Consider the following 15,479-nt stretch of genomic DNA (forward strand, 5'->3'; position numbering starts at 1 on the left):
TATTTTAATATTTATTTAAAACCTCAATTACATAACTGACCTCATTGTCTTTCATAGTTGGACTCATAGGCAAACTTAAAATCTCATTGTGTATTTTTTCGGTAATAGGGAAAGATAAATTATTCCAGTTTGAAAAAGCTTTTTGCTTATGAGGCGGAATTGGGTAATGAATCATTGTTTGGATTTCATTATCCAATAAATACTGTTGTAAATGATCTCTGTTTTCGGTTCGAATAACAAACAAATGAAAAACATGGTTGCGTGATAAATCCCAAAATGGTAAAGTAACCTTATCGTTTTTAATTTCAGATAAAAAACGATAAGCAACATTACAACGCTTTTCATTATCATTGTTTAGATCCTGCAATTTCAGATTTAAAAAACTAGCCTGTAATTCATCCAATCTGGAATTTACCCCAATTTGTTCATTCTGATATTTAATGTTAGAACCATAATTTCTAAGAGATTGAATAATTTTCGCCAATTCAGAATTATTTGTAGTAATCGCTCCTCCATCTCCTAAAGCACCCAGATTTTTCCCCGGATAAAAGCTAAAGGCTGCTGCATTTGAAAGGTTTCCTGATTTTTTATTTCCGTCTAAAGAGGCTCCGTGTGCCTGAGCTGCATCTTCGATTACTAATAAGTTATTTTGATTGGCAATTCTATTAATAGCATCCATTTCGGCTAATTGTCCATAAAGATGAACAGCCAAAACAGCTTTAGTTTTACGCGTAATTTTTTCTAAAATTAAATCTGGATTGACATTATAGGTTGCTAACTTTGGTTCAACCAAAACAGGAATTAAATCTGCTTGTAAAACCGCCAGAATACTAGCTATATATGTATTGGCAGGAACGATTACTTCGTCTCCTTTTCGTAGTTTACCTAATTGGATATAACCTTTAAAAATTAAAACTAAAGCATCATAACCATTTCCTACACCTATGCAATATTTTGTTCCACAATAATGAGCAAAGTTATTTTCAAATGTTTTTAATTCATTTCCCATGATATACCAACCATTATCCAAAACTAATTTCAGTTTTTCCTGAAAAAGAGTTTCATAGGGAGCATTTATTTTTTTTAAATCCAGAAATTTTATCATTTTAAAATAGTATCTAACAAATAATAATTTGAAGTTTCAACTTCATAAAAATTCTGAATTAAGGAATTTGCTCCAAAACTTTCTTTCCAAAAACTTATGCCCTTCACAATATGTAAATCACTGCTATCATGTGAAGGACCAAAATCAAAAAATTTTTTATTTTTTGCTATTTCCTTAATTAAAAAATCATACAAAAAATCAATACTACCCAGCATATTATTATCTTCATTGCCAGATATGTATTGTGGTTTAACAACATTTTTGGTAATAAAAACCGTTGTTCCGCAAACTAATTTATCTCCATGATATACATTAAAATGGCGTATGTTTGTTGGAAATTTTTTATGCAAAAATTCTATTTCCTTAACAGTATGGACAGGTTTTGAACCATATTTTTCACTTAAATTAGGCATTAATAAATCATTCCAAAACGATTCTAAATTATTTTCTTCTTTAATAATTAAATTTAGTTTTTTACCTCTTCTAATACATTCCATCCTGGATTTAGAAATTGTCAAATTATTTTCCAATGAAATTATAGAAATATTATTTTTCATTATTATTTTCCCTTTGCATATATAAATCAAATAATCAATTTCATCTGACAAATAATTACAATATATTGAAGGTATTTGTTTTAAAATTAATTTGGAAATTTTATTGACATTTAAATATTGTAATATTGATTTGAAGATAAAAATTATATTGTACAACTTAGATTTTGGAGATAAAACCAATCCCCCATAAGTCAATCCCTGATGAGAATACAACGTTTCTCCGGATTTATTAGCAGGCAAAACGGCAACCAGTTTTTTTCCATCGAAAACCAATAGGGAATAATCTTCGAAACGGTCTTTATGATATTCCATAAAATCACGATGAAACAAAAACGTAGCATTTTTGGCATGATCAATAAAGTCATTCCAGATTGCATAATCGTTTTCGTTATATTTTTTTACGGTATATCTATCCAATGTTTTTTATTTATGATCAAAGGCAGGCAAATACCATTTGAATTTTACTGCCATTAGCCTCACCGAAATTATAACAATTGAGGTTGTCAAATACAATATATCTTCATTTAATTCCAAACTTCTTAATGCAAAAAAAATAATTCCGCCAAAAATACAAATCGTCGCATAAATTTCCCTTCTGAAAATTGTTGGGATTTCTGTACACAAAATGTCACGAATGACTCCGCCAAAACAAGCAGTCATTGTTCCTAAAGCAATACAAATTACAGGATGCAACCCAATCATGATTCCTTTTTCAAGACCAATTAATGTAAAAACCCCTAATCCGATTGTATCAAACAAAAATAATGAGGTGCGTAGTTTATCAAATTTTTTTCGAAAAAGTATCGCTAATCCAAAACCTAAAATAATGACATAAACATATTGTAAATCTCTCATCCATCCAACAGGAGCCCTGCCTATTAAAACATCCCGAAGAGTCCCACCGCCAACCGCGGTAACAAATGCAATAATAAAAACACCAAATGGATCCAGTTTTTTATGCATTGCCGTTAAAGCACCTGACAAGGCAAACGCCATTGTACCAATAATGTCTAGTAAATGAAACATTTTTTAAGGTTCTAAATTAGGACTCAGAATTGAATTGTTTTTATTTATATTTTTCATCCGGAAATGTAATTCTCCAGATTAAGGATATTGTCTAACTAAGATTAAAGCTGCCAATTTATTACATATTTTGTGTATAAAAGTTATAATCTTTTAAAACAATTCTAATAAAGTCCCTGTTATTTCCGGATTGGTTTTTGATTCCGGTAACATGTTCTATTTTATTAACCAATTTACTAATGATTTCATAATCATTAGTGGCATCTGCTTTTAAAAATGTTTCCTTAATAATTCTCATATCATTATCTGACAATTTTATGACCAAAGGATAAGTTGGCACATAAGCATTTCCTATTTCCTCAAGAATAGTATGACTTATGTTAATATTGTTTTTTAGGCTTATAACTGACGTTCCTGCCGCCATATCTCCCAGTCTTTGCCCTCTTTTATTTGATGCAATTGTTATCATGCCTATAACTCCGTAAAATAGGGAAACATCTATTAATCGAAAAAACCATCGTATCAGGTAATCTCCGAATCCCGCCTGATAACCATCAATTTTAACTACTTTTATTTTGTTTAATTTTTTACCGATAGTCTGTCCTTCAAAAATGCTTTCCATTGTTATGGAATAGATTATAATGGGAAAATAAAAGATCAGAATGATCGAAATTACTGACCACATATCTCCATTATCCAGAAAATGATTCATTCCCATCCAGTAGAAAAAGATACCATAAACTACTATTCCATAAGCAATTTTGATAATCAAATCGATAAAATAAGATCCTATCCGCTCACCAACAGATGCTGCCTTAAAATTTATTTTAACATTTTGCGTCGTATTAATTGATAATTCTGACATATTTTATATTTTAGCCTATAATGAGAGAAATTGCGTTTATAAAACAAAATAAAGAAAAATGGCTGGAATTTGAACTGGCTATTTTTGGTAAAGCTAAAAAAAATCCTGATGAATTGGCTAATTTGTACATTCAAATGATGAATGATTTGTCGTATGCACAAACGTATTATCCAAAAAGTAAAACGGTAGTTTACCTTAATTACCTGGCCTCACAGATTTACCAAAAGATTTATAAAACCAAAAGAACGGAAAAAAATAAATTTCTGGAGTTTTTTAAGACTGAAGTTCCATTATTAGTTTACGAATATAAAAGATATGTAATGTATGCTTTTGTATTATTTTTTATAACATTAGGTATTGGGGTTATTTCGGCAATATACGACCAGGATTTTGTACGATTGATTTTAGGCGATGGCTACGTAAACATGACTTTGGAAAACATCAAGAAGGGAGATCCAATGGCGGTTTACGGTTCCGGAAGCAATTGGGGGAGCTTTATAGGAATTACTCTGAATAACCTTTATGTAGGTGCAAAATGTTATATCTATGGCATTCTTGGAGGTTTGGGAACTTTTTACATTTCCTCTTACAATGGAATCATGATAGGATCTTTTCAATATTTTTTTTACGAACAAAACGTGTTCTGGAAAAGTGTCCGCGGAATCTGGATTCACGGTTCTATGGAAATTTTTGCTATAGTAATTGAAACCGCTGCCGGATTTATTTTAGGTGCTTCAATTCTTTTTCCTAAAACATATTCAAGAGCCAATTCTTTCAAAATAGGTTTTAAAAATAGTTTTAAGATATTCCTGAGTACATTTCCTTTTACTATTTCTGCAGGATTTCTGGAAGGCTTCATAACCCGCTATTCGATTGATATGCCTAATTTGCTTAGCAGTTTTATTATTTTATTTACATTGGGTGTCATATCCTTTTATTATCTAGTGTATCCTTTTATCGTTCACAAAAAAACATTGCAATAGCACCTAAATTGAATTAATCAACCAATGATGAATAAAATTTTACTTATTTTTTCCTTATTATTTTTCTGCAGCACTAATGCTCAGGATTCATTGGCTACTGAAGAACCGCCTAAAATGGCATCGATAAAGTATTTTGAGAAAGATATCCAAATTGATTCGGATACTATTGAAGCCAAAAATTTTGCTAAAAATTTTCAAAAAAAATATACTGATACTGAATTCATTTACCAGCCAAAAACTCCTGAAAAGAATGCATGGGATCGTTTTAAAGAATGGCTTGCCAGCATTTTCAGAAATCTTTTCAGTTTTACAAGCGATGAAAGTTCCATGAATTTCGTAGCGATCTTATTGAAAGCTTTAGCTGTTATTATCGTTGTTATTGTAATTTATTTAATCGTAAAAGCTCTGATTAATAAAGAAGGACAATGGATTTTTGGAAAAAATTCAAACAAAAAAACCATTAATTATTCTGATATTGAAAAAAATATTCATCTTCTGAATTTTGACAAATTAATTAAGGAAAGCATTCTGTCTGGAGAAAAAAGGATTGCGGTTCGCTATTATTACCTTTGGCTATTGAAAGTGATGGCACAAAATCATTATATAAAATGGGATATCGAAAAAACAAATTCTGATTATTTATACGAACTTCAAAGTCCAATTCATAAAGAAGAGTTTACTTATTTATCGTATTTGTACAACTATATTTGGTATGGTGAATTTGAGATTGACGATAACACTTTTCAAAAGACCCAAAACCGATTTAAGAATTCCATAAAAACTTTTAGCAATGAATAAATCCATCAAAATTTACATCGCTATTCTGGTTTTTATTTTTATATTGATTTTAATAGCATCACCCAGCCGGCAAAAACCTATTGACTGGCGTTCTACTTATTCCGTGAATGATAAAATTCCGTTTGGCTTGTATGTTTTTGATAAGGAAATCAATAGTATATTGAAAAATACGAAAATTGAAAAAGTTGAAGCAGTAACACCGTATGAATTTCTGGAACCAAAATATAACATAGACACTTTAGTTCTTGATTACAGGATAAAAGGTACATTCATTAATATATCTGAAATTAATAATATTGATGATCAATCTATAAAAGAGATTTTTTACTTTGTTTCGCACGGTAATAGCGCTTTTTTAAGCATGAAAGAATTCCCTAAATACCTCATAGACAGTTTAAAAATCGAATTAAAAAATGATTTCCAATATGCTGACAGCACTGCAGCGTGGATGGCAAATAATGAAGTAAGTTCCAAAAAATATTTTTTAAAAGAATCTTTGGAAACTTATTTTTCTAAAATTGATACCGCTAACACGACTGTTTTAGGTTATCAGGGCAACAACAAAAATACAAAACATGTCAATTTTATAAAAGTTCCTCATGTTAATGGTTATTTTTATCTGCACACACAGCCGGTGGCTTTTACCAACTTTAATCTACTCAAAAAGAACAATTATCAGTACACGGAAAACGTTTTATCCTATATTTCGAAAGGTGATGTATTTTGGTATACGAAGAATGAAAATAATGAATCCATTTCTAATTCGCCCTTGCGATATATCTTAAGTCAGCCGCCATTAGAGTGGGCATTATATTTATCTTTAGTAGGATTATTAATTTTTATTGTTTTTAATGCCAAACGAAAACAAAGAATTGTTCCGATACTGAAACCTTTGCCTAATTTAACACTCGATTTCACAAAAACCATTGGGAATCTATATTATCAGGAAGGTGATCATGACAATATTATCGATAAGAAAATAATTTACTTTCTGGAGCGTATACGAAATGAATACTTAATTGACACCACAAAACTTGATGATGATTTTATAAAAAAATTACATCACAAGTCAGGAAAAGAAGAAAATGATATCAGGGAACTGGTATTCCTTATTAACGAGCATCGAAAAAGTTATCATGGAAGCCTTGAAGAGGATTTAATCCGGATCAATAATGCGATTGAGAAAATTTTATATTAATATTTAACGAATTCATATAAAGAAAACATACAAAACATGGACGATATCAATACAACAGAAAACGAAATCACTAATGAGAATGTGAATTTTGAAACCCGATTAAATTTAGGACCGCTTTTAGAGCATGTAAACAGCATCAAAAAAGAAATTGAAACTGTAATTGTGGGCCAGCATAAAATGATTGACCAGTTATTGGTTGCTATTTTGTCTAATGGCCACGTTTTGCTTGAGGGTGTTCCCGGAGTCGCCAAAACCATCACTGCAAAATTATTATCAAAAACTTTAAATATTGGCTTTAGCAGAATTCAGTTTACACCTGATCTGATGCCTTCTGATATTTTGGGAACTTCGATTTTCAATTTGAAAAATTCGGAATTCGAATTTAAGCAAGGTCCTATTTTCTCTAATTTAATTTTAATTGATGAGATAAACAGAGCACCTGCCAAAACACAGGCTGCACTTTTTGAAGTAATGGAAGAACGCCAGATTACAATTGATGGTTCTGCATTTCAGCTTGAAACTCCATTTTTGGTTATTGCCACTCAAAATCCAATAGAACAGGAAGGAACGTACAGATTGCCGGAGGCCCAACTGGATCGTTTTTTATTCAAAATCACAATCGATTATCCAAAACTGGATGAAGAAATCCTGATTATTCAAAGAGAACATTTATTGCAGGATCATGGTAAATTGGAAACCATCAAAACGATACTTTCTGGGGAGGAAATAAAAAGTTATCAGGCCTTGGTAAAGCAAATAAGAGTGGAACAAAATTTATTAGAATATATTGCCCGAATTGTAGTCAACACACGTGAAAATGCCTTTTTATATTTAGGGGCCTCACCTCGTGCCTCCATTGCAATTTTAAACGCATCTAAAGGTTTTGCAGCTATTCGCGGACGTGATTTTGTAACTCCCGAAGATATTAAAGAAGCTGCGACTCCTGTTTTACAACACCGTGTTATTGTAACTCCGGAACGTGAAATGGAAGGTATTACAAGTTCAGAAATTATTAAACAGATTATTGAAACAGTAGAGATTCCTAGGTAATTATTTATATTGAAATATTAAACTAAAATGAAGTTCTCAAAATTATTTTCTCTGGTATTTATTTGGATTTTACTGGTCAGTCATTCGCCTATAAATGATGACACCCTTTCAATTCAAAAAAAGTCCATTAGTTTTACAAATGATAAACAACTTGAAACATTAGTTAGAAAAACTTATGAATGGATTGAGACAAAAAGTGAAGGACCCGATTTTGATGTTATTGAAAACCATAAGGGTGACAAATATATTGGCTTAAATTTAAACGCTCATAATAAAAAATTAAATGAGCTTAAAAAAACCAACTTTTTTACGCAAAAATCCCTTGACAATTATAATAAGATTGGCCTGAAAGTAGACGATAATCTGAAGACTCACAAATGGGAGTATTTTGTTGGTGACCTGCCCCCATATGGCAATGACAGCAACATGTGGTGTGAATGTCAGGATAATCCGGAGGTATATTGGAAAACACTTAAGTTAACTGATTTGAAAATCGATAACAATAAGGCAAGTTTTAATTGGATATGGACCGTCTGGAAAGACAGTTCAAAGTACAAAGTTAGGGCCGTGAAGGAAAATGGAGTCTGGAAAATAGACTACTTGCAGGGCTTTGATTATGAGAGCCTCACTAAAATATAGTATTAAAACTAAATATTTTTAAATTGAAATTCATAAAAAGTCTATATCTCAATAACTTCTTCTTCTATGTGCTTTTAGGCATCATCGGACTATTCGTTTATGCTTTTATTTTTCCTAATTTATATAATGCAGTCTGGTTGATTGTTTTAGTATTAATTACGTTTCTCGCACTCGATATACTGATACTATATTTAGCCAAAACAGGAATAGAAGCTTCCAGAGAAACGCCGGAAAAGCTTTCGAATGGCGATTTGAATACAATTACAATTTCGATTGAAAACCATTATACTTTTCCGGTTTCAATTAAAATTATTGATGAAATTCCGTTTCAGTTTCAAGTCCGTGATTTTAAAATAATAAGAAATATAAAAGCTTCCGGGCAGGATAAAATTGCCTATGATTTACGACCAACGGAACGTGGTGAATATTATTTTGGGAATCTGAATATTTACGTTTCATCTCCCTTAAAATTAATTTCCCGAAGATTTACTTTTGATAAGGACAAAATGGTTCCTACCTACCCATCGTATATTCAGCTAAGAAAATATGATTTGCTGGCTTTTTCGAATAATTTATTTCAATACGGAATCAAGAAAATTCGCCGTATCGGACATACAATGGAATTTGAGCAAATCAAGGAATATGTTCAGGGAGATGATCTTCGAACGCTAAATTGGAAAGCCACAGCTAAAAAAAATGCCTTGATGGTGAACCAGTTTCAGGACGAAAAATCACAGTCGGTTTATATGGCTATTGATAAAGGGCGTGTGATGCAAATGCCTTTTGAAGGTTTAAGTCTGCTTGATTATGCAATCAATTCGACTTTGGTATTGGCGAATGTCATTCTGAAAAAACAGGATAAAGCCGGTATTTTTGCTTTTTCTAAAAAAGTAGAAAACAGGGTTTTTGCCGAAAAAAGAGGCTCTCAAATGCAAAAAATACTTGAAACTTTGTACAACATCAAAACTGACTTCTTCGAGAGTGATTACAGCCGTTTGTATGTCGATATCAAGAAAAACATCAACCAAAGAAGTCTGATTATTTTGTACACCAACTTTGAAACTATGGACGGTTTGAATCGCCAGATGCCGTACTTAAAAGGAATTGCAAAAAGCCATTTATTAGTTGTTGTTTTCTTTCAAAATACGGAACTGAACGAAATTATCAATAAAAAAACCGATACGATTCAGGAAGTTTACGATAAGGTCATTGCCGAAAAATTCATGTTCGAAAAACGTTTGATTGCAAATGAACTTAAGAAATATGGAATTCATTCTGTTCTTACTCAGCCGGAGAATTTAACTTTGGATGCTATTAATAAATATCTGGAGATTAAATCAAGAGGGATTCTATAAATATGAAATCTATGTTGTGAAAATGTAAAATGAGTATTATTAAGCTATCAAGTTCATAAAGTAAATGAAAGAATGATTAAAAATCTTTGAACCTTTGTTTATATGAACTTTTGAAACTCAAAAAACATGAAAAAAGCACTTTCAATTCTATTTATCTTTTTCGCCTTATTGTCTTATTCTCAAAAAACAGAGAACATCATTATCATAACCACAGATGGTTTAAGATGGCAGGAAGTTTTTAAAGGAATCGATTCTGCCATTGCTAATGATAAAAACTTCAATCAGGGCGATAGTACTTACATATACAAAAAATACGGAAGTAGTGATTTTAAAGAAAGCCGCAAAAAATTAATGCCTTTTTTATGGTCTGAAATTGCTTTAAAAGGGCAAATTTATGGCAATCGGGATTTAGGAAATAAAGTAGATGTTTCAAATCCGTATTGGTTTAGTTATCCGGGATATAGCGAAATATTCACAGGAAATGTAGATCTTTTGGTTAATTCAAATGATTATAAACCAAATCCAAATGTGAATGTTTTGGAATTCTTAAACAAACAACCCAAAATAAAGGGTAAAGTAGCTGCATTTGGAGCATGGGATGCTTTTGATAGAATATTAAATGAGCAAAGAAGCGGCTTTCCTGTAATTTCTGCTTTCGATAAAATTGGAGGAAATAATCCAACGACTGTTCAAAAATTATTAAATGAAATGCGTGACAATTCGTTCAAACCTTTTCATGAAGACGAATGTTTAGATGTTTTTACACATTATCAAGCTTTTAACGAACTTAAAACCAAAAAACCAAAAGTACTTTACATCTCTTACGGAGAAACGGATGAATGGGCACATCACGGCCATTACAGATCGTATCTGGATGCTGCAAATCAGGTTGACAAATGGATAAAACAGATTTGGGATTTTGTACAAAATGATCCACAGTATAAAAACAAAACGACATTGCTTATAACTGTTGATCACGGCCGCGGAGACAAAACAAAAACAGAATGGACAACTCATGGAGCTAAAATTACAGGAGCATCAGAAATTTGGTTTGCTGCAATTGGTCCTGAAATTAGTATAAAAGGAGAAGTCAAAACAGATTCTCAATTGTATCAAAAACAATTTGCTCAGACTATTGCCAAAATTATGGGATATACTTTTACGTCCGAACATCCTGTAGCGAATGAGGTTAAGGAAGTCCTTGATAAATAATGTAACAAAACTTTACCTCGACACTTTTCAAAAAATCTCAGTACCTTAGCGCCTCAAAAACTTAGTCGCTCAAAAAAAAATGAAACAAATCACTTCAGTACAAAATCCGTTTATAAAATCGCTTGTTTTATTGCAGGAAAAGGCAAAAGCCCGCAAACAAACCGGAACATTTTTAATTGAAGGATTACGTGAAATATCATTGGCAATAAAAGGCGGTTACGAAATAGAAACTGTTTTATTTTTACCTGAATTAGTTACTGAAAATCAGATTTCAAAATTAGTAAATGTGCCTGTTCAATTAATCGAAATCAATAAAGAAGTCTATCAAAAACTGGCTTATCGCGATACTACCGAAGGTGTTCTTGCAATAGCAAAAACCAAATCAATGCAGTTAGCAGATTTAAAACTATCTGATAATCCTTTGATTTTAGTGGCTGAAGCTCCTGAAAAACCAGGAAATATCGGAGCACTTTTACGAACTGCTGATGCCGCCAATCTGGATGCTGTTTTGATCGCAAATCCAAAAAGTGATTTATACAATCCGAATATTGTTCGATCCAGCGTTGGCTGTTTGTTTACCAATCAGATTGCAATTGGAACTACTGCGGAAATTATCACTTTCCTGAAAGAAAAAAAGATTGATTTTTATTGCGCAACTCTACAGAATTCAACTTCTTACCATACACAGGATTTCACTACTCCAACTGCTTTGGTTGTAGGTACTGAAGCAACAGGTTTAACACAGGAATGGCGTGATGCAGCAACGCAAAATATCATCATTCCGATGCAGGGCGAGATTGACAGTATGAATGTTTCTGTGGCTGCGGCTATTTTAATTTTTGAAGCCAAAAGACAAAGAGGGTTTTAGATTATCATAGAAGATGTCAGATTACATTTACTACTTATAAAAACCAATACCCTAGCCCCGATAGAAATGGAAATCCTTTTGTGGCGGGGTTCGCCACAAAAGTTTGTAATGGATAGCGGGAATAGCTTCTAGTTCTTTAAAAATTTAGGCAAATTATTGGCTTTTATTTCAAAAAAAGAAGTGGAATTTCAACAATCTTTAAATGTAAAATCAGTAATCCATTCCCTTGCGTATATTACAACTAATGCTTATTTTTAAGACTTGAACTATGCCGTTATGATAGAAATAGATACTGAAAAAGAAAACAAAGCAATTGCACAAGAGTATAAGGAATTACTTCGAATTAGCTACCAGACTTTAACGCTTGCAGACAAAAAGTTAATTAGAAAAGCTTTTGATGTTGCTGTTGATGCCCATAAGGAACAAAGACGCAAATCCGGAGAAGCGTATATCTTTCATCCTATTGCAGTTGCGAAAATAGTTGCCTCAGAAATTGGTTTGGGAGCGACCTCTATTGCTGCGGCCTTATTGCACGATGTTGTTGAAGATACACCAATAACTGTTGAAGATATTGAACGCTTATTCAATCCTAAAGTAGCACAATTAGTTGAAGGGCTAACGAAAATTTCGATGGTTCAAAAAGACCTTAATGCTTCGATGCAGGCAGAGAATTTCCGTAAAATGATTCTGACTCTGAACGATGATGTTCGTGTTATCCTAATCAAATTGGCCGATCGTCTTCACAATATGCAGACTATGGATTCAATGGTGGAGCACAAACAGACCAAAATTGCCTCTGAAACTTTATACATTTATGCACCTCTCGCCCATCGTTTGGGACTTTACAATATAAAAACCAAACTGGAGGATTTAGGACTAAAATATACTGAACCAGCAGTTTACGAAGATATTGTAGGTAAAATCAGGGAAACAAAAGAAGAACAGGATGCTTATATCAAGGATATTTCTGATGTATTGAAAAAATCCCTGGATGCAGAAAACATTGATTACATCATTAAAGGGCGGCCAAAATCTATTTATTCTATTCGTCGAAAAATGCGTGCACAAAGCGTTAGTTTTGATGAAGTTTATGATAAATTTGCGCTCCGGATTGTTTATAAATGTGATTCGCACGATGAGAAATTCGTTGCATGGAAAATCTATTCGATTGTAACCGATCATTACAGACCAAGTCCAAGCCGATTACGTGACTGGATTTCTTCGCCAAAATCTACTGGTTACGAAGCATTACATATTACTGTTATGGGACCAAAAGGGCGTTGGGTTGAAGTTCAGGTTCGAAGCGAACGTATGGATGAAATTGCCGAAAAAGGATATGCTGCGCATTATAAATACAAAAACGGAGCATCAGAAGAAAGCGGCCTTGATGTATGGCTTAATTTACTTCGTGAGGCTTTAGAAAATTCTGAAACCAATGCAGTTGATTTTGTCGAGGATTTCAAGATGAATTTATATTCTCAGGAAATTTTCGTTTTTACCCCAAAAGGTGAAATCAAATCATTGCCTAAAGGAGCTACTTCATTAGACTTTGCTTTTAGCATTCACTCTGAAATTGGAATAAAAACCAGAGGAACACGAGTAAATGGACGACTTGTGCCATTAAATCACGAACTTAAAAGTGGCGATCAAGTAGAAGTAATAACTTCGGCGAATCAAAAACCGACAGTAAACTGGCTGGATTATGTAACGACTTCTAGAGCTAAGAATAAAATTAAAAATGTTCTTAACGAAAACACCAAAAAAATTGCGGAAGAAGGAAAAGAGCTTCTGACCAGAAAACTAAAACATTTAAAAATAACCATCAGCGAACAGGTTATTAATGAACTGGTTAATTTTTTCAGGCTCAAAACCAGTCTGGATTTATTTTACAGGGTTGGAATAGGTGCTATCGAAAATCAGCAACTAAAGGATTATGCTGCACAAAAAGGCAATTCGATTATCAACTTCTTCAAAAATAAAATCAAGAGAAATAAAGATACTGCAGATGATGATATCCACAAACAGATTATCAGCAGCAATTATGATATGCTGGTTTTTGGAACAGAACATGACAAACTGGATTATAAACTTTCGCAATGCTGCAACCCAATTCCAGGAGATGATGTTTTTGGATTTGTAACGATTAATGAGGGTATTAAAGTACATAAAAAAGATTGTCCAAACGCGATTGGAATGCAGTCTAATTATGCTTATCGTATCATGAGTGCCAAATGGATTGACTCTTCTCAGGAAGAATTCAAAGCCATCATCAATATTACGGGAATGGATGTGCTGGGACTTACCAATCAGTTAACAAAAGTCATTTCGAATAATATGAGTGTTAATATTCAGAGTATTTCATTAAGTACTGACGCAGGAATTTTTCATGGACAAATAGCTGTCATCGTGAAAAACAACACCATTTTGAAGAAAATGATTAGCGCTATTAAAAAGATTGATGGTGTTGATAAGGTATCCAGGGAATACAGAACCTAGATTGAAAAATGAAAAATGACAATTTAAAAATACCGGCATTAAATTTTGACGAAAAGGGAGAACTTATTATCCATGCCTCTGAGTCCTCTTCTAAAAATGATTTTGATTTTTTTAAAGGCAAGTCTTCTATCATAAATAGAAAGCTAAAAAAGAGACTTTGTAATTGTACAGAATGGATTGAATTTCCATCGACCCAGGAAATGTACACCATTTTACACGGAATCGGTAATATCGATAATTTTATTGCCAATTTTGATGATAAGCCTTTTGAAGGTATGACGGTTCGCCTGTTTAATCCACTGACAAAATTATGGAGCATTTATTGGTCGGATTCGAATACAGGGATTTTAGATAAGCCAGTAATTGGTTCATTTGAAAATAAAGTAGGCCATTTTTTCTCAAAGGACCACTACGATGGCAGAGATGTCATTCAGGCATTTCGATGGGATGCAAGAGATCAAAATAATCCGGTATGGAGCCAGGCGATGAGCGATGACCTTGGAAAAACCTGGGAATGGAACTGGTATATGTTTATGACAAAAGTCAATTAAAGAATGTTAGTTTTCTCATAAATACAAACAAATATGTTAATATGTTTATCTGGAATCGGGAATAAATAGTCACACGAAAGCCTAAAACAAACGTATTGCGACTGACTAAATTCAGATTTGAAAGTTAAACTTTGAACCTTAAACTTTTATTCATTAAAATAAAAAATTATCTTTGCAGGATATGACACTCATTTCATCTGACAATACTAAGAATCAAGAAATTGTAAAAAATGTTTTTACAATGTATCTTGAACAAAAAGGGCATCGAAAAACTCCTGAACGTTATGCTATACTTCAGGAAATTTACGAAAGCGAGGAACATTTTGATATAGAAAACCTTTATATCAAAATGAAAAACAAAAACTATCGTGTAAGCAGAGCTACTTTGTACAATACGATCGAGTTATTATTAGATTGCGCTTTGGTTAGAAAACATCAATTTGGGCAAAATCAGGCTTACTACGAAAAATCATATTTCGATAAAAACCACGATCATATTATAATGACTGATTCTGGTGAAGTAATCGAATTTTGCGATCCAAGAATTCAGACCATCAAAAAAACAATCGAAGAAATATTTGATATCGAAATTACGAATCATTCATTGTATTTCTACGGGAACAGAAAGCACAAACAATAGTCCGGAAAGGAATTATTCAAAAAATATTAAAAAACAAAATTAACTACATTAATCAGTAGGGCAACTTAAATTGTCTCAACGCAAATTAAAACAGAATGACCGTAGATTTATTACTAGGATTACAATGGGGAGATGAAGG

15 protein-coding genes are annotated in these 15,479 nt (G+C 32.5%); 11 read left to right on the forward strand and 4 right to left on the reverse strand.

All coding sequences use genetic code 11. The features are described 5' to 3' along the window. Nucleotides 1-4 precede the first annotated feature (4 nt). From ABI657_RS08440 to ABI657_RS08455, 4 genes are all read right to left on the reverse strand, one after another. On the reverse strand, nt 5-1,105 hold the full coding sequence (locus ABI657_RS08440; RefSeq protein WP_348096809.1) for a DegT/DnrJ/EryC1/StrS family aminotransferase: 1,101 nt from the start codon (nt 1,103-1,105) through the stop codon (nt 5-7). Beyond that, entirely contained in the window at nt 1,102-2,079 is a 978-nt protein-coding gene (locus tag ABI657_RS08445) for a GNAT family N-acetyltransferase (RefSeq protein ID WP_348096810.1), read from the reverse strand. Before ABI657_RS08445 ends, ABI657_RS08440 begins: the two co-directional genes overlap by 4 nt. A 6-nt stretch (nt 2,080-2,085) precedes the next feature. Beyond that, nucleotides 2,086-2,688 (reverse strand): trimeric intracellular cation channel family protein, encoded by a 603-nt coding sequence (locus tag ABI657_RS08450; RefSeq protein WP_348096811.1) that lies wholly within the window; start codon nt 2,686-2,688, stop codon nt 2,086-2,088. A gap of 118 nt (nt 2,689-2,806) precedes the next feature. Beyond that, the gene (locus ABI657_RS08455) at nt 2,807-3,550 is read right to left on the reverse strand and encodes an RDD family protein (RefSeq protein ID WP_348096812.1); all 744 of its coding nucleotides are present in this window, start codon (nt 3,548-3,550) and stop codon (nt 2,807-2,809) included. Nucleotides 3,551-3,570: 20 nt separating this feature from the next. Between ABI657_RS08455 and ABI657_RS08460 the strand changes: the two genes are divergently transcribed. The 11 genes from ABI657_RS08460 to ABI657_RS08510 all read left to right on the forward strand — a co-directional run bounded on the left by ABI657_RS08460 (nt 3,571) and on the right by ABI657_RS08510 (nt 15,340). Beyond that, nucleotides 3,571-4,533 (forward strand): stage II sporulation protein M, encoded by a 963-nt coding sequence (locus tag ABI657_RS08460; RefSeq protein ID WP_348096813.1) that lies wholly within the window; start codon nt 3,571-3,573, stop codon nt 4,531-4,533. Nucleotides 4,534-4,557: 24 nt separating this feature from the next. Beyond that, the gene (locus ABI657_RS08465) at nt 4,558-5,331 is read left to right on the forward strand and encodes a DUF4129 domain-containing protein (RefSeq protein WP_348096814.1); all 774 of its coding nucleotides are present in this window, start codon (nt 4,558-4,560) and stop codon (nt 5,329-5,331) included. After that, nucleotides 5,324-6,529 (forward strand): DUF4350 domain-containing protein, encoded by a 1,206-nt coding sequence (locus ABI657_RS08470; protein ID WP_348096815.1) that lies wholly within the window; start codon nt 5,324-5,326, stop codon nt 6,527-6,529. The genes ABI657_RS08465 and ABI657_RS08470 overlap by 8 nt, the downstream gene beginning before the upstream one ends. Nucleotides 6,530-6,565: 36 nt before the next feature. Further along, nucleotides 6,566-7,579 carry a MoxR family ATPase gene (locus ABI657_RS08475; protein ID WP_348096816.1) on the forward strand — a complete coding sequence of 338 codons (1,014 nt, stop codon included), beginning with the start codon at nt 6,566-6,568 and terminating at the stop codon, nt 7,577-7,579. A 27-nt stretch (nt 7,580-7,606) separates the two neighbouring features. Then, nucleotides 7,607-8,218: a hypothetical protein gene (locus ABI657_RS08480; RefSeq protein ID WP_348096817.1), complete on the forward strand. Its 612-nt coding sequence runs from the start codon at nt 7,607-7,609 to the stop codon at nt 8,216-8,218. Between the two features lie 23 nt (nt 8,219-8,241). Further along, a complete protein-coding gene (locus ABI657_RS08485) occupies nt 8,242-9,573 on the forward strand; it encodes a DUF58 domain-containing protein (protein ID WP_348096818.1) in 1,332 nt (443 codons plus the stop codon). A 126-nt stretch (nt 9,574-9,699) separates the two neighbouring features. Further along, on the forward strand, nt 9,700-10,785 hold the full coding sequence (locus tag ABI657_RS08490; RefSeq protein WP_348096819.1) for a phosphoglyceromutase: 1,086 nt from the start codon (nt 9,700-9,702) through the stop codon (nt 10,783-10,785). Nucleotides 10,786-10,864: 79 nt separating this feature from the next. After that, the gene (locus tag ABI657_RS08495; protein ID WP_348096820.1) at nt 10,865-11,653 is read left to right on the forward strand and encodes an RNA methyltransferase; all 789 of its coding nucleotides are present in this window, start codon (nt 10,865-10,867) and stop codon (nt 11,651-11,653) included. 276 nt (nt 11,654-11,929) lie between these two features. After that, nucleotides 11,930-14,149, forward strand: a complete 2,220-nt coding sequence (locus ABI657_RS08500) for a RelA/SpoT family protein (protein WP_348096821.1) — start codon at nt 11,930-11,932, stop codon at nt 14,147-14,149. Nucleotides 14,150-14,157: 8 nt separating this feature from the next. After that, nucleotides 14,158-14,700: a hypothetical protein gene (locus ABI657_RS08505; protein ID WP_348096822.1), complete on the forward strand. Its 543-nt coding sequence runs from the start codon at nt 14,158-14,160 to the stop codon at nt 14,698-14,700. A 181-nt stretch (nt 14,701-14,881) separates the two neighbouring features. Then, nucleotides 14,882-15,340, forward strand: a complete 459-nt coding sequence (locus ABI657_RS08510) for a transcriptional repressor (RefSeq protein WP_348096823.1) — start codon at nt 14,882-14,884, stop codon at nt 15,338-15,340. The last annotated feature ends 139 nt before the right edge of the window (nt 15,341-15,479 follow it).

It is taken from the genome of Flavobacterium sp., assembly GCF_039930565.1.
GTDB lineage: Bacteria > Bacteroidota > Bacteroidia > Flavobacteriales > Flavobacteriaceae > Flavobacterium.

What these genes read in the sequence shown, in the direction of transcription:
- ABI657_RS08500 (WP_348096821.1), top strand. Translation starts at nt 11,930, where the DNA reads ATGATAGAAATAGATACTGAAAAAGAAAACAAAGCAATTGCACAAGAG.
- ABI657_RS08505 (WP_348096822.1), top strand. Translation starts at nt 14,158, where the DNA reads ATGAAAAATGACAATTTAAAAATACCGGCATTAAATTTTGACGAAAAG.
- ABI657_RS08460 (WP_348096813.1), top strand. Translation starts at nt 3,571, where the DNA reads ATGAGAGAAATTGCGTTTATAAAACAAAATAAAGAAAAATGGCTGGAA.
- ABI657_RS08470 (WP_348096815.1), top strand. Translation starts at nt 5,324, where the DNA reads ATGAATAAATCCATCAAAATTTACATCGCTATTCTGGTTTTTATTTTT.
- ABI657_RS08480 (WP_348096817.1), top strand. Translation starts at nt 7,607, where the DNA reads ATGAAGTTCTCAAAATTATTTTCTCTGGTATTTATTTGGATTTTACTG.
- ABI657_RS08440 (WP_348096809.1), bottom strand. Translation starts at nt 1,105, where the DNA reads ATGATAAAATTTCTGGATTTAAAAAAAATAAATGCTCCCTATGAAACT.
- ABI657_RS08510 (WP_348096823.1), top strand. Translation starts at nt 14,882, where the DNA reads ATGACACTCATTTCATCTGACAATACTAAGAATCAAGAAATTGTAAAA.
- ABI657_RS08455 (WP_348096812.1), bottom strand. Translation starts at nt 3,550, where the DNA reads ATGTCAGAATTATCAATTAATACGACGCAAAATGTTAAAATAAATTTT.
- ABI657_RS08450 (WP_348096811.1), bottom strand. Translation starts at nt 2,688, where the DNA reads ATGTTTCATTTACTAGACATTATTGGTACAATGGCGTTTGCCTTGTCA.
- ABI657_RS08465 (WP_348096814.1), top strand. Translation starts at nt 4,558, where the DNA reads ATGATGAATAAAATTTTACTTATTTTTTCCTTATTATTTTTCTGCAGC.
- ABI657_RS08490 (WP_348096819.1), top strand. Translation starts at nt 9,700, where the DNA reads ATGAAAAAAGCACTTTCAATTCTATTTATCTTTTTCGCCTTATTGTCT.
- ABI657_RS08475 (WP_348096816.1), top strand. Translation starts at nt 6,566, where the DNA reads ATGGACGATATCAATACAACAGAAAACGAAATCACTAATGAGAATGTG.
- ABI657_RS08495 (WP_348096820.1), top strand. Translation starts at nt 10,865, where the DNA reads ATGAAACAAATCACTTCAGTACAAAATCCGTTTATAAAATCGCTTGTT.